General features: G+C 60.0%; 26 protein-coding genes. 10 read left to right on the top strand and 16 right to left on the bottom strand.

Features of this window, described 5'->3' with window-relative positions:
- Positions 1–3: 3 nt before the first annotated feature.
- The gene (ctaD, locus tag HBO10_RS08940; RefSeq protein ID WP_003187339.1) at positions 4–1,587 is read right to left on the bottom strand and encodes a cytochrome c oxidase subunit I; all 1,584 of its coding nucleotides are present in this window, start codon (positions 1,585–1,587) and stop codon (positions 4–6) included.
- A 58-nt stretch (positions 1,588–1,645) separates the two neighbouring features.
- Positions 1,646–2,773, bottom strand: coding sequence for a cytochrome c oxidase subunit II (gene coxB / locus HBO10_RS08935; protein WP_014716323.1), 1,128 nt, complete (start codon positions 2,771–2,773; stop codon positions 1,646–1,648).
- A 369-nt stretch (positions 2,774–3,142) separates the two neighbouring features.
- Here coxB and HBO10_RS08930 point away from each other — a divergent pair, with 369 nt between their 5' ends.
- Positions 3,143–3,790, top strand: a complete 648-nt coding sequence (locus HBO10_RS08930) for a hypothetical protein (protein ID WP_003187334.1) — start codon at positions 3,143–3,145, stop codon at positions 3,788–3,790.
- 168 nt (positions 3,791–3,958) lie between these two features.
- On the opposite strand, the gene HBO10_RS08925 is transcribed toward HBO10_RS08930, so the two are convergent.
- From HBO10_RS08925 to HBO10_RS08900, 6 genes are all read right to left on the bottom strand, one after another.
- A complete protein-coding gene (locus HBO10_RS08925; protein WP_034129222.1) occupies positions 3,959–5,500 on the bottom strand; it encodes a SulP family inorganic anion transporter in 1,542 nt (513 codons plus the stop codon).
- A gap of 85 nt (positions 5,501–5,585) precedes the next feature.
- Positions 5,586–6,317, bottom strand: a complete 732-nt coding sequence (locus HBO10_RS08920) for a carbonic anhydrase (protein WP_003187331.1) — start codon at positions 6,315–6,317, stop codon at positions 5,586–5,588.
- A 228-nt stretch (positions 6,318–6,545) separates the two neighbouring features.
- Positions 6,546–7,604, bottom strand: a complete 1,059-nt coding sequence (locus HBO10_RS08915; protein WP_034129221.1) for a PA0069 family radical SAM protein — start codon at positions 7,602–7,604, stop codon at positions 6,546–6,548.
- A gap of 82 nt (positions 7,605–7,686) precedes the next feature.
- On the bottom strand, positions 7,687–8,985 hold the full coding sequence (locus tag HBO10_RS08910; RefSeq protein WP_034129220.1) for a cytochrome c: 1,299 nt from the start codon (positions 8,983–8,985) through the stop codon (positions 7,687–7,689).
- Between the two features lie 12 nt (positions 8,986–8,997).
- Positions 8,998–10,782: a GMC family oxidoreductase gene (locus tag HBO10_RS08905; RefSeq protein WP_034129219.1), complete on the bottom strand. Its 1,785-nt coding sequence runs from the start codon at positions 10,780–10,782 to the stop codon at positions 8,998–9,000.
- A gap of 2 nt (positions 10,783–10,784) precedes the next feature.
- Positions 10,785–11,537 carry a gluconate 2-dehydrogenase subunit 3 family protein gene (locus HBO10_RS08900; RefSeq protein WP_034129218.1) on the bottom strand — a complete coding sequence of 251 codons (753 nt, stop codon included), beginning with the start codon at positions 11,535–11,537 and terminating at the stop codon, positions 10,785–10,787.
- 275 nt (positions 11,538–11,812) lie between these two features.
- Between HBO10_RS08900 and HBO10_RS08895 the strand changes: the two genes are divergently transcribed.
- Positions 11,813–12,463 carry a dual specificity protein phosphatase family protein gene (locus HBO10_RS08895; protein WP_034129217.1) on the top strand — a complete coding sequence of 217 codons (651 nt, stop codon included), beginning with the start codon at positions 11,813–11,815 and terminating at the stop codon, positions 12,461–12,463.
- 105 nt (positions 12,464–12,568) lie between these two features.
- Here the strand turns inward: HBO10_RS08895 and HBO10_RS08890 are convergent, their stop codons facing one another.
- Positions 12,569–12,844, bottom strand: coding sequence for a YheV family putative zinc ribbon protein (locus HBO10_RS08890; RefSeq protein WP_020301415.1), 276 nt, complete (start codon positions 12,842–12,844; stop codon positions 12,569–12,571).
- Positions 12,841–14,892 (bottom strand): oligopeptidase A, encoded by a 2,052-nt coding sequence (gene prlC / locus HBO10_RS08885; protein ID WP_034129216.1) that lies wholly within the window; start codon positions 14,890–14,892, stop codon positions 12,841–12,843. Before prlC ends, HBO10_RS08890 begins: the two co-directional genes overlap by 4 nt.
- 101 nt (positions 14,893–14,993) lie before the next feature.
- On the opposite strand from prlC, the gene HBO10_RS08880 reads away from it, so the two are divergent.
- Positions 14,994–15,536 (top strand): gamma carbonic anhydrase family protein, encoded by a 543-nt coding sequence (locus HBO10_RS08880; protein WP_034116625.1) that lies wholly within the window; start codon positions 14,994–14,996, stop codon positions 15,534–15,536.
- The gene (locus HBO10_RS08875; protein ID WP_169921964.1) at positions 15,533–16,192 is read left to right on the top strand and encodes an HAD family hydrolase; all 660 of its coding nucleotides are present in this window, start codon (positions 15,533–15,535) and stop codon (positions 16,190–16,192) included. The genes HBO10_RS08880 and HBO10_RS08875 overlap by 4 nt, the downstream gene beginning before the upstream one ends.
- A gap of 95 nt (positions 16,193–16,287) precedes the next feature.
- Here HBO10_RS08875 and HBO10_RS08870 read toward each other — a convergent pair whose 3' ends face one another.
- Positions 16,288–17,331: an aminopeptidase gene (locus tag HBO10_RS08870; RefSeq protein WP_034129214.1), complete on the bottom strand. Its 1,044-nt coding sequence runs from the start codon at positions 17,329–17,331 to the stop codon at positions 16,288–16,290.
- A gap of 110 nt (positions 17,332–17,441) precedes the next feature.
- On the opposite strand from HBO10_RS08870, the gene HBO10_RS08865 reads away from it, so the two are divergent.
- Positions 17,442–17,864, top strand: a complete 423-nt coding sequence (locus tag HBO10_RS08865; protein WP_034129213.1) for a hypothetical protein — start codon at positions 17,442–17,444, stop codon at positions 17,862–17,864.
- Position 17,865: 1 nt separating this feature from the next.
- Here HBO10_RS08865 and HBO10_RS08860 read toward each other — a convergent pair whose 3' ends face one another.
- Together HBO10_RS08860 and HBO10_RS08855 are read right to left on the bottom strand one after the other, a co-directional pair.
- Entirely contained in the window at positions 17,866–18,105 is a 240-nt protein-coding gene (locus HBO10_RS08860; protein WP_003187312.1) for a DUF1161 domain-containing protein, read from the bottom strand.
- 212 nt (positions 18,106–18,317) lie between these two features.
- On the bottom strand, positions 18,318–18,749 hold the full coding sequence (locus HBO10_RS08855; RefSeq protein WP_034129212.1) for an OsmC family protein: 432 nt from the start codon (positions 18,747–18,749) through the stop codon (positions 18,318–18,320).
- A gap of 217 nt (positions 18,750–18,966) precedes the next feature.
- Here HBO10_RS08855 and HBO10_RS08850 point away from each other — a divergent pair, with 217 nt between their 5' ends.
- Complete coding sequence (locus HBO10_RS08850) at positions 18,967–19,968, top strand: LLM class flavin-dependent oxidoreductase (protein ID WP_034129211.1); 1,002 nt, start codon at positions 18,967–18,969, stop codon at positions 19,966–19,968.
- Positions 19,969–20,104: 136 nt separating this feature from the next.
- Here HBO10_RS08850 and HBO10_RS08845 read toward each other — a convergent pair whose 3' ends face one another.
- Together HBO10_RS08845 and HBO10_RS08840 are read right to left on the bottom strand one after the other, a co-directional pair.
- A complete protein-coding gene (locus HBO10_RS08845) occupies positions 20,105–20,332 on the bottom strand; it encodes a DUF1161 domain-containing protein (RefSeq protein WP_034129210.1) in 228 nt (75 codons plus the stop codon).
- A gap of 116 nt (positions 20,333–20,448) precedes the next feature.
- Positions 20,449–20,664, bottom strand: coding sequence for a dodecin (locus tag HBO10_RS08840; RefSeq protein ID WP_005783406.1), 216 nt, complete (start codon positions 20,662–20,664; stop codon positions 20,449–20,451).
- Positions 20,665–20,821: 157 nt separating this feature from the next.
- Here HBO10_RS08840 and HBO10_RS08835 point away from each other — a divergent pair, with 157 nt between their 5' ends.
- Positions 20,822–21,148: a DUF883 family protein gene (locus HBO10_RS08835; protein ID WP_003187304.1), complete on the top strand. Its 327-nt coding sequence runs from the start codon at positions 20,822–20,824 to the stop codon at positions 21,146–21,148.
- Positions 21,149–21,156: 8 nt separating this feature from the next.
- Here HBO10_RS08835 and HBO10_RS08830 read toward each other — a convergent pair whose 3' ends face one another.
- The gene (locus HBO10_RS08830; protein ID WP_034129209.1) at positions 21,157–22,053 is read right to left on the bottom strand and encodes a LysR family transcriptional regulator; all 897 of its coding nucleotides are present in this window, start codon (positions 22,051–22,053) and stop codon (positions 21,157–21,159) included.
- Positions 22,054–22,161: 108 nt separating this feature from the next.
- On the opposite strand from HBO10_RS08830, the gene trpB reads away from it, so the two are divergent.
- The 3 genes from trpB (at position 22,162) to HBO10_RS08815 (ending at position 26,045) form a co-directional block, all read left to right on the top strand.
- Positions 22,162–23,388 (top strand): tryptophan synthase subunit beta, encoded by a 1,227-nt coding sequence (trpB, locus tag HBO10_RS08825; RefSeq protein WP_003187301.1) that lies wholly within the window; start codon positions 22,162–22,164, stop codon positions 23,386–23,388.
- Positions 23,388–24,197: a tryptophan synthase subunit alpha gene (trpA, locus tag HBO10_RS08820; protein ID WP_034129208.1), complete on the top strand. Its 810-nt coding sequence runs from the start codon at positions 23,388–23,390 to the stop codon at positions 24,195–24,197. The genes trpB and trpA overlap by 1 nt, the downstream gene beginning before the upstream one ends.
- A gap of 189 nt (positions 24,198–24,386) precedes the next feature.
- Positions 24,387–26,045 carry a BBE domain-containing protein gene (locus tag HBO10_RS08815; RefSeq protein ID WP_034129207.1) on the top strand — a complete coding sequence of 553 codons (1,659 nt, stop codon included), beginning with the start codon at positions 24,387–24,389 and terminating at the stop codon, positions 26,043–26,045.
- Positions 26,046–26,051 lie beyond the last annotated feature (6 nt).

Here is a 26,051-nt window from a genome sequence, read left to right as displayed (position 1 = left end):
GCTTCATTTGACCTCCGGCGGCGTGGTGAAGGTGTGATACGGCGCGGGTGAGGGCACGCTCCATTCCAGGCCCTCGGCGCCATCCCACGGCTTGGCCGGCGCAGGCGGGCCGCCACGGATGCACTTGATGACAATGAACAGGAAGAAGATCTGCGTGGCGCCAAACATGAAGGCACCAATGGACGAGACCATATTGAAGTCAGCGAACTGCAGGTTGTAGTCCGGCACTCGGCGCGGCATACCGGCCAGCCCCACAAAGTGCATGGGGAAGAACGCCATGTTCATGCCCACGAAAGACAACCAGAAGTGCAGCTTGCCCAAGGTTTCGTCGTACATGTGGCCGGTCCATTTCGGCAGCCAGTAGTAGGCCGAAGCGAAGATCCCGAAGATCGCGCCCGGCACCAGTACGTAATGGAAATGCGCCACCACAAAGTAGGTGTCGTGGTACTGGAAGTCCGCCGGGGCAATCGCCAGCATCAGCCCGGAGAAGCCGCCGATGGTGAACAGGATCACAAAGGCCACCGCAAACAACATCGGCGTCTCGAACGTCAGTGAGCCTTGCCACATGGTGCTGACCCAGTTGAACACCTTCACGCCCGTGGGCACGGCAATCAGCAGGGTGGCGTACATGAAGAACAGCTCACCCACCAGCGGAATGCCCACCACGAACATGTGGTGCGCCCACACGATGAACGACAGGAACGCGATGCTCGCGGTGGCGTAGACCATCGAGGTGTAACCGAACAGCGGCTTGCGCGAGAAGGTGGGGATGATCGAGCTGACGGCGCCAAAGGCCGGCAGGATCATGATGTACACCTCGGGATGCCCGAAGAACCAGAACACGTGCTGGAACAGCACCGGATCACCACCACCGGCCGCACTGAAGAAGCTGGTGCCAAAGTGAATGTCCATCAGCATCATGGTCACGCAGCCCGCCAGTACCGGCATCACCGCGATCAGCAGGAATGCGGTGATCAGCCAGGTCCACACGAACAGCGGCATTTTCATCAGGGTCATGCCCGGCGCTCGCAGGTTGAGGATGGTGGCGACCACGTTGATCGCGCCCATGATCGAACTGATGCCCATCAGGTGGATGGCAAAGATAAAGAACGTCACGCTTTCCGGCGCATAAGTGGTGGAGAGCGGGGCGTAGAAGGTCCAGCCGAAATTCGGCCCGCCGCCGGGCGTGAACAAGGTGGACACCAGCAACAGGAACGCCGCCGGCAACAGCCAGAAGCTGAAATTGTTCATGCGCGGCAGGGCCATGTCCGGCGCGCCGATCATCAACGGGATCATCCAGTTGGCCAGGCCAACAAACGCCGGCATCACCGCGCCGAATACCATGATCAACCCGTGCATGGTGGTCATCTGGTTGAAGAACGCCGGCTGCACGATCTGCAGGCCCGGCTGGAACAACTCGGCGCGGATCACCATGGCGAACGAGCCGCCGAGCAGGAACATGGTGAAGGCGAACCACAGGTACATGGTGCCGATGTCTTTGTGGTTGGTGGTCAGCACCCAGCGCATCAAGCCTTTGGCGGGGCCGTGGGCGTGGTCGGCATGACCGTGGTCGATCACAGTGCTCATGGCCGTTCTCCTGCAAGCGAGTGAGCGGGACGATTCAGGGCATTGGCAATGAAAGTCGTCATTTGCTTTGGGCCTGTTTCAGAGCCAGCACGTCTTTGGGCGTGACCATGTCGCCTTTGTTATTGCCCCAGGCGTTACGCTCATAGGTCACCACAGCGGCGATATCCACTTCAGAGAGCTGCTTGCCGAAGGCTGCCATCGCGGTGCCGGGCTTGCCGTGATACACGATGCTCAAATGGTCTTTGGCCGGCCCGGTGGCGATTTTCGAGCCCTTGAGCGCCGGGAACATCGGTGGCAAGCCTTGGCCCTCGGCCTGGTGACAGGCCACGCAAGTGGTGTGATAGACCTTGTCGCCACGTGCCACCAGTTCGTCCAGTGTCCATTCCTTGGAGGTCAACTCCTTGAGCTTGGCGGCCTCCTCCTTACGCTCGCCCAGCCAGGTGTCGTAGTCGGCCTTGGACTTGACCTCCACCACGATGGGCATGAAGCCATGGTCCTTGCCACACAGTTCGGCGCACTGACCACGGTAGATGCCGGGCTTCTCGACGCGGGTCCAGGCCTCGTTGACGAAGCCAGGGATAGCATCGCGCTTGACCGCAAAGGCCGGCACCCACCAGGAGTGGATCACATCGGCAGCGGTCACCAGAAAGCGCACCTTGGCGCCCACCGGCAATACCAGCGGCTGGTCGACTTCCAACAGGTAGTGCTCACCCTTGGTGGCCTGGTTATGGATCTGCTCGGCGGGGGTGGCCAGGTTGCTGAAGAACTCCACATCCTGACCCAGGTATTTGTAGTGCCACTTCCACTGATAGCCGGTGACCTGGATATCGATATCCGACTCACTGCTGTCGTAGATGTTGATCAGGGTCTTGGTGGCCGGAATAGCCATGGCCACCAGGATCAGCAAGGGCACCACGGTCCAGAGGATTTCCACGGTAGTGCTTTCGTGGAACTTGGCCGCTACCTGGCCCGTGGACCGACGGTGCAGGATCATCGACCAGAACATCGCGCCAAACACGACGATGCCGATCACCACACAGATCCAGAAAATGGTCATATGCAGGTCAAACACAGCGTGGCTGACTTCAGTAGCCCCTGGCGCCATATTCGTAGTCCAGGCGGCGTGCGCCTGGCCGAATACCGACCACAACAGGAGGCCCATCCAAACGTGTGGATGTCGCGTCATTGCGGGTTCCCCTTTATGTTTCTTGTTATCCCGCCGGTTTGCACCTGCGGCGAAGGGAGCGGCTTCCATACTGCTTACAACCGCCAAGCCTTGCCTGCGTCATGCAGTTGGGCGTCATCAGCTAATTGCGTACAAAACCGAGTATAGACAGCCGTAGCAACCCCGCAATGTGTGGGGGCAAATGAATAGAAACAGACAGACGGAGCCCGTAAAATAGGCAGCGGAATCGTTTATCCGACGAACGATGGCATTTCGATATAACCCCTGCCTATAACCATGAAATAATTATGACAAATGCGTCTTAGGCGCTCGTATAAACGAACTACCTTATCTTCTCCCTTTTCCTACGCCTGCTTCACTGGAGCCCTCATGAACACCGCCGCATTGCGCGAGCAGATTTCCCGTGCCCATCAACACGAAGCCAGCACCGGCCAGCTCGTCAGCCAGCTGAAAAAACAAGTGCCGCACCTGCATTCGTCCATCGCCCTGGCTGACGGTGATCGCAACATGGTCATGACCCGTTTTGTGACCGCTTACATCGACCTGGTTCCTGATTTGCTCGACGCCGCCAATGACGTGGCCCGTGAGGCCGGGATTGAAAGCCAGATCAAACCGGTACTGAAAATCGCTGAACATTTCTTCCTGCAGCCGCCAGCGATTCTGGCCGGCCACGACGGCCTTGATGGCCTGCTGGATGAGGCCTACCTGGCGCATCGCCTGGTCGAAGAAGTGAACGATCTGTATATCAAGCATTTTGGCCAGCCGTTGATTCCAGCGGATACCACCGTGGCCAACGTGATCGCCCATCAACTGATCGGTGAAGACTTCGCCAACCAATTGGATGAAGCCGTGCACCTGGCGGTGGATGAGATGCTTAACGAGGAAAGCTTTGCGCTGGAGTCGGTCGAGGCCTATCGCGAACAGCTCAAGAGCCCGCAGACCGAAGCGTCCTGGAAGCGCTGGCCATGCCTGTCGCGCCAGCTTGGGGTTGAGCTGTCGCTGGATCAGCCGGCATAAATCGCAGATCCAACAGAGGAGCTGGACAAGCTTTTTGTAGGAGCGAGCTTGCTCGCGAAAAACTCACAGACGCCGCGTTTATTCAGCAAGCACGCGTTATCGTTAGCGTTTCTCGCGAGCAAGCTTGCTCCTACAAAGAACAGTGACACCCAGAGTTTGGGGGGGTGTTCAGGCAGGCGCTGAGCCGATCCCCACTGTCGTTCTCACCCGACCTTCCAGCCGACGCTTCAAACCGCGAGCCTCGATCACCAACGTCGAGCCCTTGGCCGCATTGGCCCGGCCCCATTCTTCCAGCAACTCCAGGCAAGAGTGGTCGATGTAACTCAAGTTGCTCAACGGCACATGGAGGGTGGTCCCCGCAGGTACCGCCGACAACACTTGAGTCAACGCCGGCACCTTCAGAAAGGTCGCCGCCCCCGTCAAACGCAGCTCCATCTCACCTTCCTGGGGCAGGTCGATCAGGCTGACTTTCAGGCGCGACGCCTTGAACGCCAGCTTCACCAATGTAAGCCCAAACCCCACCAGCACACCGGTCAGCAAATCGGTGAAGATGATTGCCAGTGCCGTGGCCGCATAGGTGAACATCGGCATCCGCCCATAGCGGCCCAGCGCCTTGAACGCCTTGATGTCTACCAACTTGATGCCGGTGTACACCAGCACACCCGCCAGGCTCGCGACCGGAATGCTCTGCAGCACGCTCGACAGCAAGAGCACGAAACCCAACAGCCATAGGCCATGGAACATCGCCGACAGACGCGTGGTTGCCCCGGCCTGGACGTTAGCCGAGCTGCGCACGATCACGCCGGTCATGGGCAAAGCGCCAACCAGACCGCAGAGCATGTTGCCCACCCCTTGGGCCGACAATTCCTTATCGAAATCCGAACGTTGACCACTGTGCATGCGGTCCACCGCTGCGGCAGACAGCAGGGTTTCGGCACTGGCAATAAACGCCACGGCGAATGCCGCGATCAGCAACTGTGGATCCGCCAGGTTCAGCAAGTCGCTGGGGCGCAGCCAGTCGATAGCGTCCGCAAGGTTTTCCGGGACTTCCACGCGCTTGACCTGCAACGCCAGCACCAGGCTGGCAACAGTCGCCAGGCCCACGCCAAGCAACGCGCCAGGCACAAACCGCAGTTGTTGCGGGCGGAATTTGTCCCACAGGTACATCACCAACATCGTCGACAAACCAAGTACGCCAGCCTGCCAGCCGAGCCCGCCGCCGAAGGTAGGAATTGCTGCAGCCAGCGCTGCCGGGAAGCCGGCCAGGTTATCCAGCCCTGAAGGCTTGGGCGCGCCGTCGAGCATCACATGAACCTGCGACAGCACGATCAACACGCCAATCCCGGCCAACATGCCGTAGACCACCGCCGGCGCGGTGACGCGAAACCAGCAGCCCAGGCGCAAACGCCCGGCAACCAATTGCAGGAAGCCGGCCAGCAACAGGATCGGCCCCAGCATCAGCATGCCGTGCTGGCGCACCAGCTCGAACACCAGCACCGCCAGACCCGCCGCCGGGCCGCTGACTTGCAGCGGCGAGCCGGCCAACCAGCCCACCACCAGGCCGCCGATGATGCCAGTGATCAGGCCCTTGGCCGGCGGCATGCCGGACGCAATCGCGATGCCCATGCACAGTGGCAAGGCGACCAGAAAAACAACCACCGAGGCGAGCAGCTCCCGTGGCAATACAGCTTTCAATTGAGCAGCACGCATGATGACTCTCCCGAGGCATTCGCCGGGCGCGGTAAAGCCTGGCTGCATCCATGGCAGCCACCGCATTACCCGGCAGGGAAGTGTTTTAGAAGCGCGCTTTAGGCGTCGCTGAAGGGATCGGCTCGGTGCCGTTCAGCGGTCGGAACGCCGCTTTGTCCGCATCGTAGGCCCGAATTTCGCTGGTCTCGATGTTGTAGATCCAACCATGGATAAACAAATGACCATTGGCCATGCGCGAAGCCACGGAAGGGTGGGTACGCAAATGTTGCAGTTGGGCGATGACGTTTTCTTCGGTCAGCACCGCCATGCTCTCGCCTTCGTTGGCGCAGTCGCAGTTGTCATGGACCATGGTCTTGGCGACCTCGGCGTGACGCAACCAGGCCTTGACCGTCGGCATCTTTTCCAGACTGTCGGGGTTGAGCACGGCACGCATGGCGCCGCAGTCCGAATGCCCGCACACGATGATGTGCTGTACGCCAAGGGCGAGCACAGCGTATTCGATAGCCGTGGAAACACCGCCGTTCATCTGGCCGTAGGGCGGCACCACGTTACCGACGTTACGGGTCACGAACAGGTCGCCTGGGGAGCTCTGGGTGATCAGCTCGGGCACGATGCGCGAGTCGGCGCAGGTGATGAACATCGCCCTTGGGCTCTGGGCGGTGGCGAGTTTCTTGAAGAGTTCTTCCTGCTGGGGGAAGACGTCGTGATGGAAATGCAAAAAGCCGTCAACGATATGCTGCAGCGCTGCATCGGCGGATTCCGCCACCTGAGGGGCTGAAGCCGACGCAGCCAACGGCTGTTTATCCTTGTCACTCATGATTCATCCTCTTGATCAATGCAGGGGAGGGTTCAGGTCAGTTCGACGCCATGGCGATGAAATAGTTGTAAAACAAGCACCGGCCAGGCTGCCGACTCATCAGTCACTCGCTGAACAAGGTAAACGTCGAAACTTAACTCAAACTGAATGAACCGCTCTAGAACGCGGGTTTCAGTGATGTCAAAACGCGACTATTCCTACAGCAAAGGTGCACGTCTCTCCCTCAGTCTACAACAAAGCCATCTGCCTGCCCGGTGGGCAAAACGCCGTGCAATCAAGGTTGAACCCTTCCCGCCGATTCAGCCCCAGACGCTTGATCGCCTTGCTGAAACGCTGCGCCAGCAAATCGGCAAACGGCCCTTCACCACGCATACGCACGCCAAACCGGCTGTCATACACCTCACCCCCGCGTACTTGACGCACCAGGCTCATCACATGGGTTGCTCGCTGGGGGTAATGGGCCGCCAGCCACTCCTCGAACAACGGCGCCACCTCCAACGGCAGGCGCAGCATCATATACGCCGCGCTTTGTGCGCCGGCCGCGTGAGCTTCGGTAAGCAGGCTCTCCAGCTCGCTGTCGTTGATCATCGGGATCATTGGCGAACAAAGCACGCCCACCGGGATGCCTGCGTCGCGCATTACCCGAATCGCCCGCAGCCGTGCCTTGGGGGCCGCCGTGCGCGGTTCCAGGATGCGCTTGAGTTCGTCGTCCAGGCTGGTGAGGCTGATCATCACCCCCACCAGGCGCTGGCGGGCCAACTCGGTCAGCAGGTCGAGGTCGCGCAGGATCAGCGAGCCCTTGGTGATGATCGTCACTGGGTGGCGGTAGCGCAGCAGTACTTCAAGGGTTTGCCGGGTGATCCGGTATTCGCGCTCGATTGGCTGGTACGGATCGGTATTGGAGCCCAGGTTGATCGGCGCACACACGTAGCCCGGCTTGGACAGCTGCTGTTCCAGCACATCGGCCGCATTGCTCTTGGCAATCAATCTGGTTTCAAAGTCCAGCCCGGGCGACATGTCCCAATAGGCATGGCTGGGCCGCGCATAGCAGTAGATGCAACCATGTTCACAACCACGATACGGGTTGATCGACCGATCAAACGGCAAGTCCGGCGAGTTGTTGCGGGTGATGATGGTCTTGGCCGTTTCGATACGCACTTCGGTGCCTTGGGTCGGCGGCACTTCCTGGTACCAACCGTCGTCCTCGGCCACGCTGACGGTGGGTGCAAAGCGATTATGCAGATTGGTGGCCGTACCCCGGCCACGGGGCGGCAGCGCAGTAGACATGAAAACGCCTCGATACTGTTTTTATATACAGTATCGAGGCGCGAGGTTTCTGACCAGTGCCGTTGGGCGGCCAGCGAACTTATCAGTGCTTTTGCGTCACCTGCCCCAGGTCATCGCCCGAGGTGGTGTGCAGATCGTTTTTGCGCAGGTCCGCCACATCGCTCGCCTTGACCGGCGCGCCCTGGTTGCCCCAGCTGCCACGGATAAAACTGACCACATCCGCCACTTCCTGGTCCGACAGACGCCAGGCGAACGCCGGCATAGTGAAGGTTGATGGCGCCGCATGGGTGGCCGGCAAGGTGCCGCCGTTCAACACAATGTTGATCAACGACGTGGCATCTGCCGTCTGCAACACCGGGTTGCCCGCCAGCGCCGGGAATACCCGCGTATAGCCATGGCCGTCGGTACGGTGGCAGGCCGCGCAGTTGTCGATATACACCGAGGCGCCCGGCTTGCTGTCATCACCTTTCCAGAGCGCTTCGGCTACCTGCTTGTCGTACTGGTGCGGCTGGTCCTTCGGATCGACTGCCGGCAGGCTCTTGAGGTATCGCGCGATAGCGGTCAGGTCATCTTCCGACATGTACTGCATGCTATGGACGACAACATCGCTCATACCGCCGAACACCGCACTGCGGTCACTGCGGCCGGTCTTGAGAAACTGCACCAGTTGCTCTTCGCTCCAGCTGCCGAGGCCGTCCTTGTGGTCGCCGCGCAGGCTTTTGGCAATCCAGCCTTCCAACGGCGCACTGCCAGAAAGGAAGGCGCTGCCGTCCGTGGCACTCAGGGCTTTTTCCTGCATGGTCAGGGCACGCGGCGTATGGCAGGCGCCGCAATGTCCGAGACCTTCCACCAGGTAGGCACCGCGATCGATCACCGGGTCGGCAGCGGCTTGCGGCTGATGCGCCTCGACTGCCGGGGTAAACATCCAGCGCCAGGCCGCCAACGGCCAACGCATGCTCAAGGGCCAGGGAATATCGCTGTCCTTGTTTTCCTGGGCAACCGGTTCGACCCCCTTCATGAAGTACGCATACAGCGCTTGCATATCGCTGTCGCTGACACGTGCGTAAGACGGGTAGGGCATTGCCGGGTAAAGCGTACTACCGTTCTTGGCGACGCCATGGCGCACGGCCTTGTCGAAATCCTCGAAGCTGTAGTCGCCCAGGCCGGTCTTGTCCGGGGTGATGTTGGTGGAGTAGATCACGCCAATAGGCGTTTCCATTGGCAGGCCGCCAGCGAAGGGCTTGCCACCCTTGGCGGTGTGGCAGGCGACGCAGTCGCCGGCGCGCGCCAGGTATTCACCCTGCTTGATCAGATCGGTTTCGGCGGCGCTGATCGAGCAGCTGCTGAACAGCGCCAGGGAGGCGATAACGAGTGCTTTCATGGTCATCGCTCCTTATGCCTGAACCAGCGGGCCGGGGTTTTTGAGGTACTGCTCGCGAATCGCTCGTGCCGACCAATAGGCCAACGCTGCCACCAGGCCGGTAGGGTTGTAGCCCAAGCCTTGTGGGAAAGCGGAAGCACCAGGGACAAAGACGTTGTGTACATCCCAGCTCTGCAAGTAGCGGTTCAACGCACTGGTTTTCGGGTCGGTGCCCATGATCGCGCCACCGTTGAGGTGGGTGGTCTGGTAGGAGGCGGTATTGAAATGCTCACCGACCTTTTTACCCAGCACGGCGATGGCCTTGGGGTTCATGGCCTGGGCCACTTTGCCCATTTTTTCCATCATGAAGCGGTTCATCTTGATGTCGTTTTCTTGCCAGTCGAAGGTCATGCGCAGCAGCGGCAGGCCGTAGGCATCGCGGTAAACCGGGTCCAGATCCAGGTAGTTGCTCCGGTAGGACTGATGGGCACCGTGGGAATCCATTGAGACTTGATGGGTGTAGTAATCGGCGGTGGCGCGCTTCCAGGCACTGCCCCACGCCGGCGTGCCCGGCGGGTTGGACGTACCGGCAATCGGCCGGCTGCCCGCCTGGTTGACCCACATCGGCGAACCACCCACGAAGCCGTGGGGGCCATGGTCAAAGTTGTCGGCGTTGAAGTCGTCGATGGCCACGCCATTGCCGCCCGCGCCGATAAAGTTGTTGGTGTGGGTGTCCTTGTCGAAGAACGCCTTGATGGTGCCCATGTTCTGGTAGGCGAAGTTGCGGCCTACCACACCCTCGTTGGTAATCGGGTCGTAGGGTCTGCCGATGCCGGACAGCAGCATCAGGCGCACGTTATGGAACTGGAAGGCGCCAAGAATCACCAGGTCAGCCGGTTGTTCACACTCGCGGCCCTGGGCGTCGATGTAGGTCACGCCGGTGGCTTTCTTCTTGGTGCTGTCGAGGTTGACCTTGAGCACGTGGGAATTGGGCCGCAGCTCGAAGTTGGGCACCTGGCGCAAGGCCGGCAGGATGTTCACGTTCGGCGAAGCCTTGGAGTACATGTAGCACACGTAGCCACTGCAAAACCCGCAGAAGTTGCACGGGCCCATCTGCGCACCGTAGGGGTTGGTGTACGGCCCCGACGTATTGGCCGAAGGCAGGTTGTAAGGTTTGTAACCTACGTCGGTCGCCGCTTTCTGAAACAGCTGGGCGGAGACAGTATTTTTCTGCGCCTCCAGCGGGAACGGGTTGGAGCGATCCGGCGCGTAGGGGTTGCCGCCACGGCCTTCACCGACCAGTTGGCCCTTGACCGTCCAGGCTTGCCCGGAGGTGCCAAAGACTTTTTCCGCATAGTCGAAAAACGGCTCCAGCTCTTCGTAGCTGACGCCGAAGTCCTGGATGGTCATGTCCTTGGGAATGAAGTTCTTCCCGTAGCGCTCTTCGTAATGGCTGCGCATGCGCAGCTCAATTGGATCAACGCGAAAATGCACGCCCGACCAGTGCAGCCCCGCACCACCAACGCCATTGCCCGGCAAGAACGCGCCCAACTGACGATTGGGCAGGGCGACGTCATTCACGCTGTGGCGAATGGTCACCGTTTCTTTGGAGATGTCCTGGAACAGCTTCTTACGCACGCTGTAGGTCAATTCGTCGATGACCTGGGGATAGTTGCCGTCTGGATAAGTGTCCTGCATCGGGCCGCGCTCCAGCGCTACCACGTTGAGGCCCGCTTCTGTCAGCTCTTTGGCCATGATCGCGCCCGTCCAGCCGAAGCCCACAATCACTGCATCCACTTTCTTCATGATGGTCGCCACGTTTACGCCCTCTCGCCGCGAATGGAAACAGCCGGGAAGGGGTATTGCTCGTTGCGTTCCACCCAATCCATGAAATCGGCGCGGGCGCCGGGAAAGCCGATCATGGTCCAGCCGACCATGCCTTTATTACCGCCGTGGATAGGGTCGCAGAAGAAGCCTTCCTTGGTGTTTTGCAGCAAAAGGTTGAAGAACATCTTGGGCGGCACCGCGTCGAAGTGCGCAGCGACTTCACTGCCGCCAGCCTCCAGGCGTCGCAGCATATCGTCTCGGGTAGCGCTGTCTTGCGCAGCAAAAGCCTTACCGTTGAACGCTTTCGACCACGCATCCGTAGAAGCAATGCCGAGGCGATAGATCTCCTTGGGTACCAATTTACTTTGCCAGCCCATCTCCGGCGCCGCATCAGCGTTGAACGGGCCTTGCATGAACCACAGGGCGCCACTGGCGTAAGGGGTGTTCATCTGGCGGTCGATGTATTCCGGCGCGCCAGCTTCCAGGGCACCTGGGCCTTGGGCGTCAGCGGGAATCAAGCGCTCGACGGCGGCGTTGATAAACGCCCATTCCTCGGCCGTGAAATAACTTGGCTCGTAGGCTTTGTCGCTGACCGCGGGTTTGGCCGGCTCGGCCTGGGCCGGTTCCGGAGTGGCCATTAACATCGAACCGCCAAGGCCGGTGCTGGCAACCGTGACCACCGGGATCAAGGTCAAGGATTTGCGTAAAAAGTCACGCCGGGGGTTGTCTTGATCTTGATCAGACATAGGTACACCTCATCATGTGGTCACGGGTTTATCCGCCGCTTCTGGGAGCAGCGTGAAGGCTTTGCCGCTAATTGGATCCAAGCAGACACGGCACAATGGCAAACATTAGTTACAAATGATAGCAGGCTAAGAATTCAGAGGCGTCGATTCGGTGACAAAAACACCGGATCAGATCGCAAGCATCACGATTCTTTGACACGGACCTCACGCCGTATTGACCCGCTTTGAGTGAATCTGCGGCCCATCAGCCACTTCCTAGCTCGGTCACGACGTTCATGTTCAACACACGCTTACTCCTCGTTCTCGGCCTGGCGCTCATGAGCCTGTTCAGCACCGTACAAGCCGATGAGGCTGCGTCGATCCGCTCGCCGGAGTGGGCCCAGCCGGTGGGTAACCAATACAACCTGCACCAGATGACACCCACGCTCTATCGCAGCGCATTGCCGGATGGACATGCGCTGCCGTTATTGCAAAAACTCAAGATCGTTACGGTCATCAACTTCTTGCCAGAATCTGATACGCAGTGGCTCCAATCCTCTGATATCAAACAGGTGCAGTTGAGCTATCGAACCAACCACGTCGACGATGCCGACGTGCTGGCGGCAATCAGAGCGATTCAGGCAGCAGAGGCCGATGGCCCGGTGTTGATGCATTGCAAGCACGGCGCCGACCGCACCGGCCTGATGGCAGCGATGTATCGGGTGGTGGTTCAAGGGTGGAGCAAGGAGGACGCGCTGAACGAAATGACCTTGGGCGGCTTTGGCAGCAGCAATGGTTTCAAGGATGGCGTTCGCTACATGATGAAAGCCGATGTCGACAAGTTGCGCACAGCTTTGGCGAATGGGGATTGCAGCACCAGCGCCTTTGCGTTGTGCTCAATGAAAGGCTGGATCACCACAACGGGTAAGGAAGAAAAAAAATTGTAGGAGCGAGCTTGCTCGCGAAGGTTAACGATAACGCGCGTTTTCCTGGATAAACGCCGCGCTGTTGAGTTCTTCGCGAGCAAGCTCGCTCCTACAGTGAGTGCCGGCTTAGTCTTTTTTCAGCTTCGGGTTCGGGAAGAACTGCACTGCCTGCACCTTAGGATCGGCCGGCGCTTTCAACGCGGTGGTATTGACCCTAGTGCCCAATTCCTTGGGCACCGACAGGCCTTGATCATTCAGCGTATCGGTATACCCGCAGGCCACGCATTCGCGGTGCGGTACGCTGTCTTCGGTCCACATCTTCAACTTGTCCGGCTCGCTGCACGCCGGGCAGACCGCCCCGGCGATAAATTGCTTTTTGGTAATCACAGGCCCTTCACTCATGCTGCCGCGTCCTCACTCAAGCCGCTGTGGCGCAAGAGTGCGTCAATCGACGGCGCGCGTCCGCGGAAATCGACGAACAGCACCATCGGCGCCTGGGAGCCGCCACGGGCCAGGATGGCTTCACGGAAGGCACGCCCGGTCTGGGCGTTGAGCACGCCGTCTTCCTCAAACTTGGAGAACGCGTCCGCCGACAGCACTTCCGCCCATTTGTAGCTGTAGTAACCCGCCGCATAACCGCCGGCGAAGATGTGAGCGAAGCTGTTGGGGAAGCGGTTGTAGGCCGGTGGGCGCATGACCGAGACTTCATCGCGCACGCCTTCAAGTACCTGGGCCACGCTGCGACCATCGCCATGGGTGGCGTGCAGTTCAAAGTCGAACAGCGAGAACTCCAGCTGACGCACCATCATCAGGCCGGACTGGAAATTTTTCGCCGCGAGCATTTTTTCCAGCAGGTCCTGGGGCAGGGGCTCGCCGGTTTCGTAGTGGCCGGAGATCAGCGCCAGGCCTTCAGGCTCCCAGCACCAGTTCTCCATGAATTGGCTCGGCAGTTCCACCGCGTCCCACGCCACACCGTTGATACCGGATACGCCGGCGTGCTCCACGCGGGTGAGCAGGTGATGCAGGCCGTGGCCGAATTCGTGGAACAGGGTGGTGACTTCATCGTGGGTCAGCAGGGCAGGCTTGCCACTGTCGGCCGGGGTGAAGTTGCACACCAGGTTGGCGACGGGGCTTTGCAGCACGCCATCAAGGGTACGGCGGCGGTCACGGGCACCATCCATCCAGGCACCGCCACGCTTGTTGGCGCGGGCATACAGGTCGAAGAAGAAGCGTCCGACGTGCTCGCCGTTCTCCTTGATCTCGAATAAGCGCACATCCGGGTGCCAGGTGTCGAAGCCTTTAAGCTCAGCGATCTCGATGCCGTACAGGCGCTGCACAATGGCAAACAGGCCGCCCAGCACTTTGTCGATGGGGAAGTAGGCGCGCAGCGCTTCCTGGGACACGCTGTAGCGCTGCTCACGCAGTTTTTCGCCGTAGAAACCGCTGTCCCAGCTCTGCAGATCAGCGCAGCCTTGCTCGGCGGCGTAGGCCTTGAGTTGCTGCAGGTCCTGGGCGGCGAACGGCTTGCTGCGCTTGGCCAGGTCGCGCAGGAAGCTCAGCACCTGGTCGCTGGATTCGGCCATCTTGGTGGCCAGGCTCAGCTCGGAGAACGACGCATAACCCAACAATTGGGCCAGTTCCTGACGCAGGTCGAGGATCTGCTCCATCACATGGCCGTTATCGTTCTGACCGGCATTCGGGCCCTGGTCCGACGCACGGGTGCAGTAGGCGGCATAAACCTCTTCACGCAGGGCGCGGTCCTGGGCGTAGGTCATGACGGCGTAGTAGCTGGGGAATTCCAACGTGATCAGCCAGCCGTCGAGGCCCTTGGCCTGGGCGGCGGCAGCCATTTGCGCCTTGGCCGAATCGGTCAGGCCGGCAAGTATCGCCTCATCAGTGACGTGCTTGGTCCAGGCCTGGGTGGCGTCCAGCAACTGGTTGGAGAATTTGCTGCCCAACTCGGACAGCTTGCTCTGCACCTCGGCGTAGCGTTTTTGCTGCTCCGGCGGCAAATCAATACCCGACAGGCGGAAGTCACGCAGGGAGTGTTCCAGAATGGTTTTTTGCGCCACATCGAAACCGGCAGCTTCCGGGCTGTTGGCCAGGGCTTCGAAGGCCTGGAACAGCTCACGGTTCTGGCCCATTTCGGTGGAGTAGGCGCTCAATGCCGGCAGGCACGCCTCGTAGGCTTCGCGCAGTTCGGCGCTGTTGCACACGGCATTGAGGTGGCTGACCGGGCTCCAGGCCGCGCCAAGGCGATCATTGAGTTCATCCATGGCCAGGACCAGGCCTGCCCACGTCGGATTTTTACCCTGGCTTTGCAGGATCTCTGCGATTGCCACGCGGTTGTCGGCGAGGATCTGTTCGATGGCCGGCTGCACGTGCTCGGCACGGATCGCCGAGAACGGCGGCAGGTCGTAGGACTGCAAAAGAGGGTTGTTCGCGCTCACGGTGGGCACCTTGGCTGAAGAAACATGTAGAACAAAGATGGGGCCATCTTAATTACAATCAACACCCACCGCAGCTATCAGCAGAAGAGAGAGAGGCTATCGTGACCCTTCGCACCTATCAGAACCACACGCCAACCCTCGGCGCCGGGGCGTTTGTCGATATTTCGGCGGTGGTGATCGGCGATGTCGAAATCGGCACTGACAGCTCGGTTTGGCCGCTGACAGTGATCCGTGGCGACATGCATCGCATCCGCATCGGTGCGCGCACCAGCGTGCAAGACGGCTGCGTGCTGCACATTACCCATGCGGGGCCGTTCAATCCTGAGGGTTTCCCGTTGCTGATCGGCGACGATGTGACCATCGCCCACAAAGTCATGCTGCATGGCTGCACCGTGGGTAACCGCATCCTGATCGGCATGGGCAGTATCGTGATGGATGGCGCCGTGGTCGAAGACGACGTGATCATCGGCGCCGGCAGCCTGGTGCCGCCAGGCAAGAAACTCGACAGTGGTTTTTTGTATGTGGGCAGCCCGGTCAAACAGGTTCGCGCATTGACTGACAAAGAACGCGCCTTTTTCACCTACAGCGCTGCGAACTACGTGAAGCTCAAAGACCTGCACCTGGCTGAAGGATTCGATCAATGACCCTGCATCACCCCACCGTCCTGTTCGACCTGGACGGCACCCTCACCGACCCACGCGAGGGCATTACCCGTTCGATCCAGTACGCCTTGGCCAAACTGGGCATTGAGGAGCCCGACCTGACCAAACTCGAACACTTCATCGGCCCGCCCTTGCTGCAGGCGTTCATGCAGTTTTACGCCTTCGACGAGGCCAAGGCATGGGAGGCGGTGAATTTCTACCGTGAGCGCTTCAAGGTCACCGGCCTGTACGAAAACCGCGTGTTCGACGGCGTCATGCCGTTATTGGAAGAGTTGAACAGCCAAGGGCGTCAGCTGTACGTAGCCACCTCCAAACCGTGGGAATTTGCCCGCGAGATTGCGCGGCATTTCGACTTTGCCAAGTACTTCAAGGTGATCTACGGCAGCGAACTGGACGGCACGCGTACCAACAAGGTCGAGTTGATCGCGCATTTGATGCGTGAGGAACGGTTGGACCCGGCCACCACCTTGATGATCGGTGATCGCAAGCATGACCTGATCGGCGCACGCAGTAATGGGCTGGATTCGGCCGCCGTGGGGTATGGGTTTGGTAGTTTTGAAGAGCTGAGTGCCGAGGCACCGACCTGGCATTTCGAGACGTTGGACCAGATGCATCAGGCGTTTTTGCAGCGTCCTTGAGACCGCTTTCGCAGGCAAGCCAGCTCCCACAGTTGACCGATTTTCAACATGAGGATGCGGTCAACTGTGGGAGCTGGCTTGCCTGCGATAAGGCCCTAACGGCCAACCCTCTCCAACTGCCTCAACGCCGCTTTACGCTGCTCCACCGGCAACCCGCCCAACCGCTCCACCGCCGCATAAAACCTCACCCAATCCCCGCCTTCCCGCGCAAACAACGCCGCAAACGCCGGCACCCATTGGTCATACAACCCAAACGGCAAAAGCCGCGCGTTATTCATCGGCTGGTTAATCCAGGCGTCATAACGCTTGTCACCACCCCATTGGCTATCACGCAGGTGCCGGTATTCACTACGCAACTGCTCGAATTGCGCCGCTTTGGCCCGGCGCATCGCGTCCGCTGCCAACGGCTGCGCGTACAACGCCTCCAGGCGTCTACGGGTATCGAGAATCAACCGGATAAATTGATCGCGTTGCTTCAACGCCGCATCGCCGACAGGCGCCAGGCCCCGCGCCGCACGCCATTGGCGCGTGCCCTCCTGCTCGACAAAACTGGCATAGGACTCGTTGAACTCGGTGTCGTCCTTCACGTAGAAGCGCTGGTGGGCCAGCTCATGGAAGATCAGCGTGGCAAGGCGCTCATCGCCCCAGCTCATCATCGAGCTCATGATCGGGTCGTTGAACCAGCCCAGGGTGGAGTAGGCCTCCACGCCGCCGATCGACACATCCATGCCCTGTTGCCGCAACAGCGCCGCCTCGCCCCGGGCCGCACCTTGGTTGTAGTAGCCGCGATAGGCGACGCAACCGGCGATGGGAAAGCAATGGTTCTGGGGTGACAGAGAAAATTCCTGCGTGGCGAAGACATTCCAGACCACATAGGGTCGGCCAATATCGGCATAGAGCCGGTAACTTTGATTGTCCGGCAGATGCAGGTGTTCACTGGCAAAGGTTCGAGCTTTCTGCGATTGAGCCAGATGCTCGCGCAGCAGTGGCGGGCGAGCAGGGTCGGCGATGACCTCGGCAACCGGCTCCCGGGCCCGCAACAGTTGCCATTGGCCACTCGCCAACTGGCTGTAATAACTGACACTGGAGCAGCCGCTGAGCAGCAAAACCATCAGTCCTGGAAGAAAACGCCTGATCATGCACTGACTGCTCCTGGGTGATGGGTTCGCCAGACTATCGCGCTTGCCGGGGATTTTTCCACGGCGTGGCGTGTTTATACTCAAGCCTCTTCTCGTGTTGAGTACCTGCCATGCGCCAGCTCTTGCTTCCCGTCGCCGCTGTATTCCTCAGCGCTTGCGCCTCGACCCCCATCCCCCCCGTGGACCCGCAGCAGGCCTGGGTCGATTTCACCACGCCCACCCCGGGTTCCAAGTTGGTAATGGCTCAGCGCCTGGACGGGAAAAACCTCGACGACGGGCGCTTTTTTCAAATGCCTCCCGGCCCTCACGAGCTGATGGTGCGCTTTGACTTTGAAGTGCCCGCTGGCGGCGGCCTGGGTGGCCTCAGCCAGATGATGTATCGCACCTGCTTCATGACGCTGCAGTACAACAACTTTCAGGCCGGCCAGCGCTATGTGTTGGAAGGGCGCTCACTGGCGTTCACGCCCAACATCCGGCTGTACGACTCAACCCGCCAACTATTGGCCGAAGAGCGCAGCGTGAACTGCATCTGAGTCAGTCGTTGTTCTTTTGATAGATGATGCGCTTGGTGCCGTTTTCGCATGAGCCGACAATCATGGCTTCGTCATGGTTCTTGGCTTCTTCGGCGGTGATGATTTCCAGGGTGTAGGACGGAATCGCCTTGGCCTGGATCTTCACTTCGATTTCTTTCCTGAGCTCTTCACAATCTTTTGGCGCGGCCACGGCCGAAGTGGCCAATACACCGCAGATGATTGCCAAGGCAAAACGTTTCATGTGTGGAGCTCCCTGAATGCGCTGCGCACGAGTGTGCGCCTAGGCTGCATGGGCTATTCGACCACATTTTACAAACACGAGTTCTGATTTTACGCAGGACTAAAAATGTGGGAGCGGGCTCGCTCGCGAATACGGAGTATCAGTCACCGAAGATATCGGCTGATCCACCGCATTCGCGAGCAAGCCCGCTCCCACATAAGATGACTGCTGTGTCAGTTGACCAGCGTGGCATCCAAGGTGATGGTCGCATTCAGCACCTTGGACACCGGGCACCCTTCCTTGGCTTTTTTGCTCAGTTCATCGAACTGTGCCTGGCTCGCGCCTGGGATTTTGGCCTTCAGGATCAGGTGCACTGCTGTAATCGCAAAGCCGCCCTCGACCTGGTCCAGAGTCACTTCGGCCTGGGTGTCGATGCTTTCAGCCTTGAGCCCGGCGTCGCCGAGAATCATGGAAAACGCCATGGAGAAACAGCCGGCGTGAGCCGCGCCGATCAATTCTTCAGGGTTGGTACCCTTGCCGCCCTCGAAGCGGGCCTTGAAGCCGTAGGGCGCTTCGCGCAGCACGCCGGTTTCGGTGGAAATGGAGCCCAGGCCAGTCTTCAGGTCGCCTTCCCAATGCGCGGATGCCTTTTTAACGATACTCATAGCTTTCTCCTCGAACGGTGGTTTTGCGTCGGTAAGCGTTCTGAGGATAGACGTCAAAACAAAGTTCATTCGTAAGAGAAACCTAGCAATCTAGTAGGAAATTTCAGAGCTACCTATTGAATCTCGGGTATATGCCCTCATTGCATAGAGCATGCACATGAAGCGGCAGGTTTTGGTTCGTCTAGAAAGCCTGCGCCCCCATTGGAGAAGCAGGCTTATGAAATCGCTGTCCGACGTAAAGTTCTCGACCCTCGACCTGGTGCCCGTACGCGCCAACGGCAGCCCGGCGCAGTCGCTGCGCAATTCCCTGGACCTGGCCCAGCATGTGGAGAAGTTCGGCTACCACCGTTTTTGGGTAGCTGAGCACCACAATATGGACGGCATCGCCAGTTCGGCCACCTCGGTACTGCTCGGTTACCTGGCAGGCGGCACCTCGACCATTCGCGTGGGGTCTGGCGGGGTGATGTTGCCAAACCACGCGCCACTGGTGATCGCCGAGCAGTTCGGTACGCTGGAAAGCCTCTACCCCGGTCGTATTGACCTGGGCCTGGGGCGCGCGCCCGGTTCCGACCAGATGACCGCCCGCGCCCTGCGCCGTGAACGCTCCGGCAGTGCCGATGACTTCCCCGAAGATGTGGCGGAGCTGATGGCCTACCTCGGCCCGCGTACGCCCGACCAACGGGTTATCGCGGTACCGGGCACCGGCACCAATGTGCCGGTGTGGCTGCTGGGTTCAAGCCTGTTCAGCGCACAATTGGCCGGTGAGCGTGGCTTGCCTTACGCCTTCGCCTCCCATTTCGCACCGCGCTTGATGCATGAGGCAATTCGCGTGTATCGCAATCACTTCAAGCCTTCGGCGGTGCTGGACAAGCCCTACGTGATGCTCGGCATTCCGCTGGTGGCGGCCGACACCGATGAGCAGGCCGATTACCTGGCCACCTCGGTGTACCAGCGTATTCTCGCGTTGATGCGCGGCCAGAGCCTGGTGCAGCGCCCTCCAGTAAAAACCATGGACGGCCTGTGGTTGCCCCATGAAAAAGATGCGGTCGGTAGCTTCCTCGGCTTGGCCATGGTGGGCAGCCCGGCGAAGATTCGCGGCAAGTTGGAGGTGTTGATCGAGCAGACCGGTGCCGATGAGCTGATTTTTACCAGTGACCTGTATGAGCACGCCGACCGGATTCATTCCTACGAGCTGCTTGCACAAGTAATGAAGGGCTGAATGGTCAAACGATATACCTGTGGCGAGGGAGCTTGCTCCCGCTGGGCTGCGTAGCGGCCCCAAAAAATGGGAGCGCTGCGCACTCCAGCGGGAGCAAGCTCCCTCGCCACAGGTGCGTCGCTTATACAGCACGAGGTTAGCCGCGCTTGTAGGCAATTTCCTTGGTGCCACCTTCGCAGGTGCCAACTACTTTCTGGTCACTTGGCGTAGCACCTTTGTCCACCACTTCCAGCGAATACCCCGAAGCGCCGTTGGCGTCGATTTTCGCTGCGATTTCGCTTTTCAGCTCTTCACAAGGCTTGCCCGCCGCCATAGCGGTACCCGCAATGCTCAACAACCCTACCGCTAACAGAAACTTCTTCATCCGTTACTTTCCTTGCGCTGATCAAAAAGAGCGTGCCGACGCTCATCGCGTCGGCACCCGTTGTTTGTAGCGCAGGTTATGGCAATCGGCCAGCGGGCAAAGTTCAACTCTGCCGATCAACTACTGGCAATGCGGAATCCCACTTTGAGCGTGACCTGGAAGTGCGCAGCCTTGCCATCCTTGATGTGACCACGGGTTTCGGTCACCTCAAACCACTCCAGATGCTTGATGCTTTTGTTGGCTTCAGCCAGGGCATTGTTGATCGCGTCTTCGATGCTGGTGGTGGAAGAGCCTACCAGTTCGACTTTTTTGTACGTGTGATGATCACTCATGGCGTTTCTCCTTTAGGTCGTCAATCAAGACTAGCAGCGAATGTGCGTACTGCTTCAGGCGACCGTTGGGAGGCGAAAGTTCAGAATTACTGCACTTTCTGAAAGCGGCGCAGTCGGTATCTACACACGCCACTCAATCACTTCAGGAGATGTCCACATGGCCAACACTTCTTTACGCAAAGCGTCGCTGGAAAGCATGGAAGCCGAGATTTCGAGCCTGCTCAAATCGCTGGAGAGCCTCAAGGACGACGCGTCCGATGAGTCGCGCAAAACGCTGAAGGCCTTGAAAAGCAATGCAGAGAACGCCCTCAAGCACTCTCGCCACCTGATCAGCGACGCCTACGAAGAAAGCAAAGTCAAAATCCGCGAAACCAGCGCTGCCACCCGTGACTACGCACAAGAGCACCCCTGGACGACCGCCGGTGTCGCCGTTGGCGCGCTGGGCCTGCTGGCGGCTTATCTGCTGTGCAAACGCGGTGACTGATTGACCGGTTACATCGGTTGACGCAACAGCTCAGCCTTGAGCCATTGCGCCAACTGCCCGGCGCGCCCGTCTGCGGCGCGCTTGGGTAGCCACAACGCCAGGTGCGCCGGGGTTTCACTGAACCCCCAAGGCGCCACCAGGCGACCCGCTCGCAGGTCCTCTGCCACCAGCGGTTCTGGCGCAATTGCCACTCCCAAGCCGGCAACCGCCGCTTCCAGCAGATAATACAAATGCTCAAACCCCTGGCCGAGTTTCAGCGCGCCGGGCTCTAGGCCGTGTTGCCGTGCCCAACTGGGCCAGGCTTGCGGACGTGAGGTGGTGTGAAGCAAGGGTTGCTCCAGCAGATCCGACGCTGGGGCCTGACGCAGTTGTTCAAAACCGGCGAAGCGGGGGCTCAAGACCGGGCCGATGCGCTCGCTGGCCAGCTCATACACCTGCATATCCGCCGGCCACGGCGGCTCAGCGAATACCAGCAAGGCATCCAGCCCCGGGCGGCGCGGGTCCAGATCGCCTTCGCCTGCCGACAGGTGCAAGCGTAAATCCGGCAAGTCAACATTCAACCGCCCCAGCCGAGGGATAAACCAACGCGCCAGCAAGCTGCCTGAACAACCAAGAACGAAGGGCGCGTCAGCGCCGCGTTGGGTGAGTTCGGCGCACACGTCGCGCAACCGCTCGAAAGCCTCGCTGCTGGCATCTCGTAGCCTGACGCCGGCATCTGTGAGTTTAAGGCCGCGCCCATCCTTGATGAACAGGCTCACGCCCAAGTGCTCCTCCAGCACTTTCAACTGGCGGCTGACCGCACCATGGGTCACGTACAATAGCTCCGCAGCCTGGCTGACGCTGTTAAGGCGAGCGGTGGCTTCAAAAGCGCGCAGGGCGTTGAGGGGAGGAAGGTCGCGGCTCATCTGTGAGTTTTCCTGACAGGTTGCGGCGATCTTATCGGTTTTCAGGCCAGAGCGTCACGAGTAGAGTGACCGTCATTGCCTTTAAACACATTTTTCCTGGAGCGTCCCATGACTCAGTCCCAGACCGATCTACGCAACGGCCCTGACGCCAACGGCCTGTTTGGTGCGTTCGGCGGCCGCTACGTCGCTGAAACCCTGATGCCGTTGATTCTCGACCTGGCCCGTGAATATGAAGCGGCGAAGGTAGATCCGGCGTTTAACGAAGAATTGGCCTACTTTCAGCGCGATTATGTCGGGCGCCCAAGCCCGCTGTATTTTGCCGAACGCCTGACCGAGTTCTGCGGCGGCGCCAAGATCTACCTCAAGCGCGAAGAGCTCAACCACACCGGCGCGCACAAGATCAACAACTGCATCGGCCAGATCCTGCTGGCCCGGCGCATGGGCAAGAAACGCATCATCGCCGAGACCGGCGCCGGCATGCACGGCGTGGCCACCGCAACCGTGGCAGCGCGCTTTGGCCTGCAATGCGTGATCTACATGGGCACCACCGACATCGAGCGCCAGCAGGCCAACGTGTTCCGCATGAAGCTGCTGGGCGCCGAGGTCATCCCCGTGGTCGCCGGCACCGGCACCCTCAAAGACGCCATGAACGAAGCCCTGCGCGACTGGGTAACCAATGTCGACAGCACCTTCTACCTGATCGGTACCGTGGCCGGGCCACACCCATACCCGGCGATGGTGCGCGACTTCCAGGCCGTGATCGGCAAGGAGACCCGCACCCAGTTGCAGGCCCAGGAAGGCCGCCTGCCGGACAGCCTGGTGGCGTGCATCGGCGGCGGTTCCAACGCCATGGGCCTGTTCCACCCATTCCTGGATGACACCAGCGTCGAGATCATCGGTGTTGAAGCCGCAGGCCATGGCATCGAAACCGGCAAGCACGCTGCCAGCCTCAACGGCGGCGTACCGGGCGTGCTGCACGGCAACCGCACCTTCCTGCTGCAGGACGACGACGGCCAGATCATCGACGCCCACTCGATTTCCGCAGGCCTGGACTACCCCGGCATCGGCCCGGAACACGCCTGGTTGCATGACATCGGCCGCGTCCAGTACACCTCGGTGACTGACGATGAGGCCCTGCAAGCCTTCCACAAATGCTGCCGCCTGGAAGGGATCATTCCGGCACTGGAAAGCGCCCACGCCCTGGCTGAAGTATTCAAGCGCGCGCCAAACTTGCCCAAAGATCACCTGATGGTGGTCAACCTCTCGGGCCGTGGCGACAAAGACATGCAGACCGTGATGCACCATATGGAACAGTCCAAGCAGGAGAAACACTGATGAGCCGCCTGCAAACCCGCTTTGCGCAACTTAAAGAACAAAATCGCGCCGCCCTGGTGACCTTCGTCACTGCTGGCGACCCCGGCTATGACACCTCGCTGGCGATCCTCAAGGGCTTGCCGGCCGCCGGCGCCGACGTGATCGAGCTGGGCATGCCCTTCACCGACCCGATGGCCGATGGCCCGGCCATCCAGCTGGCCAATATCCGCGCACTGGCCGCCAAGCAGAACCTGTTGAAAACCCTGCAGATGGTTCGCGAGTTCCGCCAGGACAACGACGACACGCCGCTGGTGTTGATGGGCTATTTCAACCCGATCCACAAATACGGCGTGTCGCAGTTCATTGCCGATGCCAAGGCAGCGGGCGTCGACGGCCTGATCGTGGTGGACATGCCCCCCGAGCATAACGGCGAGCTGTGCGACCCGGCCCAGGCCGCAGGTATCGACTTTATCCGCCTGACCACGCCGACTACCGATGACGTGCGCCTGCCTACTGTGCTCAATGGCAGCTCCGGGTTTGTGTATTACGTGTCGGTCGCCGGTGTCACCGGGGCGGGTGCCGCCACCCTGGAACACGTCGAAGAAGCCGTGGCCCGTCTGCGCCGCCATACCGACCTGCCGATCAGCATCGGCTTTGGTATCCGCACACCCGACCAGGCAGCGGCCATCGCACGCTTGGCGGACGGGGTGGTAGTGGGTTCGGCGCTGATCGATCACATCGCCACGGCCAAGAACGACCAGCAAGCCATTGATGGCGTGCTGACCCTGTGCGCAGCGCTGTCGGAAGGTGTGCGCAACGCACGCAAGTAAGTTGCACGGCGCAACGACCGCAGCTTATACGCTAGGCTTCAAAGGAGGTGGGCATGTCGCCCACCTCCTTTTTTAATGCACTTCGTGCCCTTTGCCGTCTAACCACCTTCGCAAGCCCCGCAGTCCTTGCCCCTCGGTCGTTAAGTTAGCCGCATCAGAAGTCATTCTTGTCTCTTTAAGGAGTACATCATGGCATTTGATCTCGTCACGGTTTCAGACCGTCGTCACTCAGCCCTACAAAAAGGCTTCAACCTGCGCTGGCCCTTGGGCAACGTGCAGGGCCAATCGTCGACCAAGGGCGCCAATCTGATTTACCTGTGCCGCAGCCCGCAAGACATCATGGACGCCGCCGCCCAGGCATTGGCCCTGCCCAATGGGCGCATCACCGTACGCAGCGGCGGTCATTGCTACGAAGGGTTTGTCGCCAACAAGATGCCCGACAGCCCGAATGAGGTGCTGTCGATCCTGGATATCAGCGCGCTGAACCGAGTGGTGTACGACGCCAGCGGGCAAATCGGCTCAGAGCTGAGCCCGACGCAGCCCTTTCGCTACCGCTTTCGCCTAGAGGCCGGCAGCCAGGTCTGGGACAGCTATAGCGCGTTGTACAAGCAGGCCAACAAGACCCTGCCCGGCGGCTCATGTTACTCAGTGGGCCTGGGCGGGCATATTTGTGGTGGCGGCTACGGGCTGCTGTCGCGCAAGTATGGACTGGTGTGTGACTGGCTCAGCGGGGTCGATATCTTGGTGCCTGACAGCCAAGGCAAAGGGCTCGAACCGCGCCATGTCAGCCGGGACAGCACGCAACAGGACGAATTGGACCTGTTCGCCGCGTGCTGCGGTGCGGGGGGTGGGCAATTTGGCATTATCACCAGCTATTACTTCGAAGACCTGCCACCGGCCCCCAAAGAAGTACTGTGGCTGGTGTTGGAATGGGATTGGTCAGTACTGACCCAGGATGCACTTAACAATCTGCTGGTGGCTTACCAGCGATGGTTCGCCAGTCATCAGAGCAACCCGGACACCTGGGGCCTGGCGACCAAACTGGAAATGCGCCACGAGCACACAGGCAATATCACCTTGGGCATCCATTATGTGGACAAGGAGGGTGAGCTGAACGACCGTGCGCCCTTCGATGATTTTGTCGACAAGATGCTCACGGCCATCGGCTTACCTGCCACCGAGTCGCTGGTGCCGTTTCATGTGGTCCATTTGCCGCCCGGCACAGCCGGCGGGCGCCCCATCGACTCAGTCTCATCCGCCCAGGCTGCGGCGCGGCGCCTGGACTGGCTGGTGTGCCAGCAAACATTGAATGGTTCGGGAGACAATCAGCGTGGGCGCTATAAATCGGCCTATCAGAAAGGTGAGTTCAGCCCCCAAGTGCTACAGGCCATCTGGACTACCCTGACCTGGCCGGACCCTGACAACCACCTGACACAAAGCCTGATCCAGATTCAGTCCTTCGGCGGCCAGATCAACGCCGCCAGCGCGCCCGTGCGCAAGGAGTCGTCGGCCGCCCAGCGTTCGTCCTTCCTCAAGTGGCAACCCCAGTGTTACTGGCACGACGACAGCGCGGCCGCGGATCAAGCCCATGCCGACTGGATCCGAGAGCTGTACGGCAATGCGTTTGCCGATGCGCAAGGCGTACCGCTCAACAATGCGTTCGAAGGCTGCTACATCAATTACCCCGACCTCGACATGACCTACACAGGCGGTAATCCGGCCAACGGCAAAAACCCCCAGTGGTACAAAATCTTCTTTCCCGATCTGATGATCGAAAGCCGCTTGCGCCGTACCAAGCAGCGCTGGGACCCGCACAATATATTTCGCAACGAGATGTCGGTGCCGTAGAACGAA

It is taken from the genome of Pseudomonas sp. WS 5503, assembly GCF_012985385.1.
GTDB lineage: Bacteria > Pseudomonadota > Gammaproteobacteria > Pseudomonadales > Pseudomonadaceae > Aquipseudomonas > Aquipseudomonas paracarnis.
This window is presented reverse-complemented; position numbering and strand designations above follow the sequence as displayed.

Excerpts from the sequence above, each read along its gene's own strand:
- coxB (WP_014716323.1), bottom strand. The coding sequence starts at position 2,773 with ATGACGCGACATCCACACGTTTGGATGGGCCTCCTGTTGTGGTCGGTA.
- HBO10_RS08860 (WP_003187312.1), bottom strand. The coding sequence starts at position 18,105 with ATGAAACGTTTTGCCTTGGCAATCATCTGCGGTGTATTGGCCACTTCG.
- HBO10_RS08890 (WP_020301415.1), bottom strand. The coding sequence starts at position 12,844 with ATGAGTGAAGGGCCTGTGATTACCAAAAAGCAATTTATCGCCGGGGCG.
- HBO10_RS08925 (WP_034129222.1), bottom strand. The coding sequence starts at position 5,500 with ATGCGTGCTGCTCAATTGAAAGCTGTATTGCCACGGGAGCTGCTCGCC.
- ctaD (WP_003187339.1), bottom strand. The coding sequence starts at position 1,587 with ATGAGCACTGTGATCGACCACGGTCATGCCGACCACGCCCACGGCCCC.
- HBO10_RS08835 (WP_003187304.1), top strand. The coding sequence starts at position 20,822 with ATGGCCAACACTTCTTTACGCAAAGCGTCGCTGGAAAGCATGGAAGCC.
- HBO10_RS08870 (WP_034129214.1), bottom strand. The coding sequence starts at position 17,331 with ATGATCAGGCGTTTTCTTCCAGGACTGATGGTTTTGCTGCTCAGCGGC.
- HBO10_RS08930 (WP_003187334.1), top strand. The coding sequence starts at position 3,143 with ATGAACACCGCCGCATTGCGCGAGCAGATTTCCCGTGCCCATCAACAC.
- HBO10_RS08900 (WP_034129218.1), bottom strand. The coding sequence starts at position 11,537 with ATGTCTGATCAAGATCAAGACAACCCCCGGCGTGACTTTTTACGCAAA.
- HBO10_RS08915 (WP_034129221.1), bottom strand. The coding sequence starts at position 7,604 with ATGTCTACTGCGCTGCCGCCCCGTGGCCGGGGTACGGCCACCAATCTG.
- HBO10_RS08875 (WP_169921964.1), top strand. The coding sequence starts at position 15,533 with ATGACCCTGCATCACCCCACCGTCCTGTTCGACCTGGACGGCACCCTC.
- HBO10_RS08920 (WP_003187331.1), bottom strand. The coding sequence starts at position 6,317 with ATGAGTGACAAGGATAAACAGCCGTTGGCTGCGTCGGCTTCAGCCCCT.
- trpB (WP_003187301.1), top strand. The coding sequence starts at position 22,162 with ATGACTCAGTCCCAGACCGATCTACGCAACGGCCCTGACGCCAACGGC.
- HBO10_RS08815 (WP_034129207.1), top strand. The coding sequence starts at position 24,387 with ATGGCATTTGATCTCGTCACGGTTTCAGACCGTCGTCACTCAGCCCTA.
- HBO10_RS08845 (WP_034129210.1), bottom strand. The coding sequence starts at position 20,332 with ATGAAGAAGTTTCTGTTAGCGGTAGGGTTGTTGAGCATTGCGGGTACC.
- HBO10_RS08840 (WP_005783406.1), bottom strand. The coding sequence starts at position 20,664 with ATGAGTGATCATCACACGTACAAAAAAGTCGAACTGGTAGGCTCTTCC.
- HBO10_RS08855 (WP_034129212.1), bottom strand. The coding sequence starts at position 18,749 with ATGAGTATCGTTAAAAAGGCATCCGCGCATTGGGAAGGCGACCTGAAG.
- HBO10_RS08895 (WP_034129217.1), top strand. The coding sequence starts at position 11,813 with ATGTTCAACACACGCTTACTCCTCGTTCTCGGCCTGGCGCTCATGAGC.
- HBO10_RS08910 (WP_034129220.1), bottom strand. The coding sequence starts at position 8,985 with ATGAAAGCACTCGTTATCGCCTCCCTGGCGCTGTTCAGCAGCTGCTCG.
- HBO10_RS08865 (WP_034129213.1), top strand. The coding sequence starts at position 17,442 with ATGCGCCAGCTCTTGCTTCCCGTCGCCGCTGTATTCCTCAGCGCTTGC.
- HBO10_RS08830 (WP_034129209.1), bottom strand. The coding sequence starts at position 22,053 with ATGAGCCGCGACCTTCCTCCCCTCAACGCCCTGCGCGCTTTTGAAGCC.
- HBO10_RS08850 (WP_034129211.1), top strand. The coding sequence starts at position 18,967 with ATGAAATCGCTGTCCGACGTAAAGTTCTCGACCCTCGACCTGGTGCCC.
- trpA (WP_034129208.1), top strand. The coding sequence starts at position 23,388 with ATGAGCCGCCTGCAAACCCGCTTTGCGCAACTTAAAGAACAAAATCGC.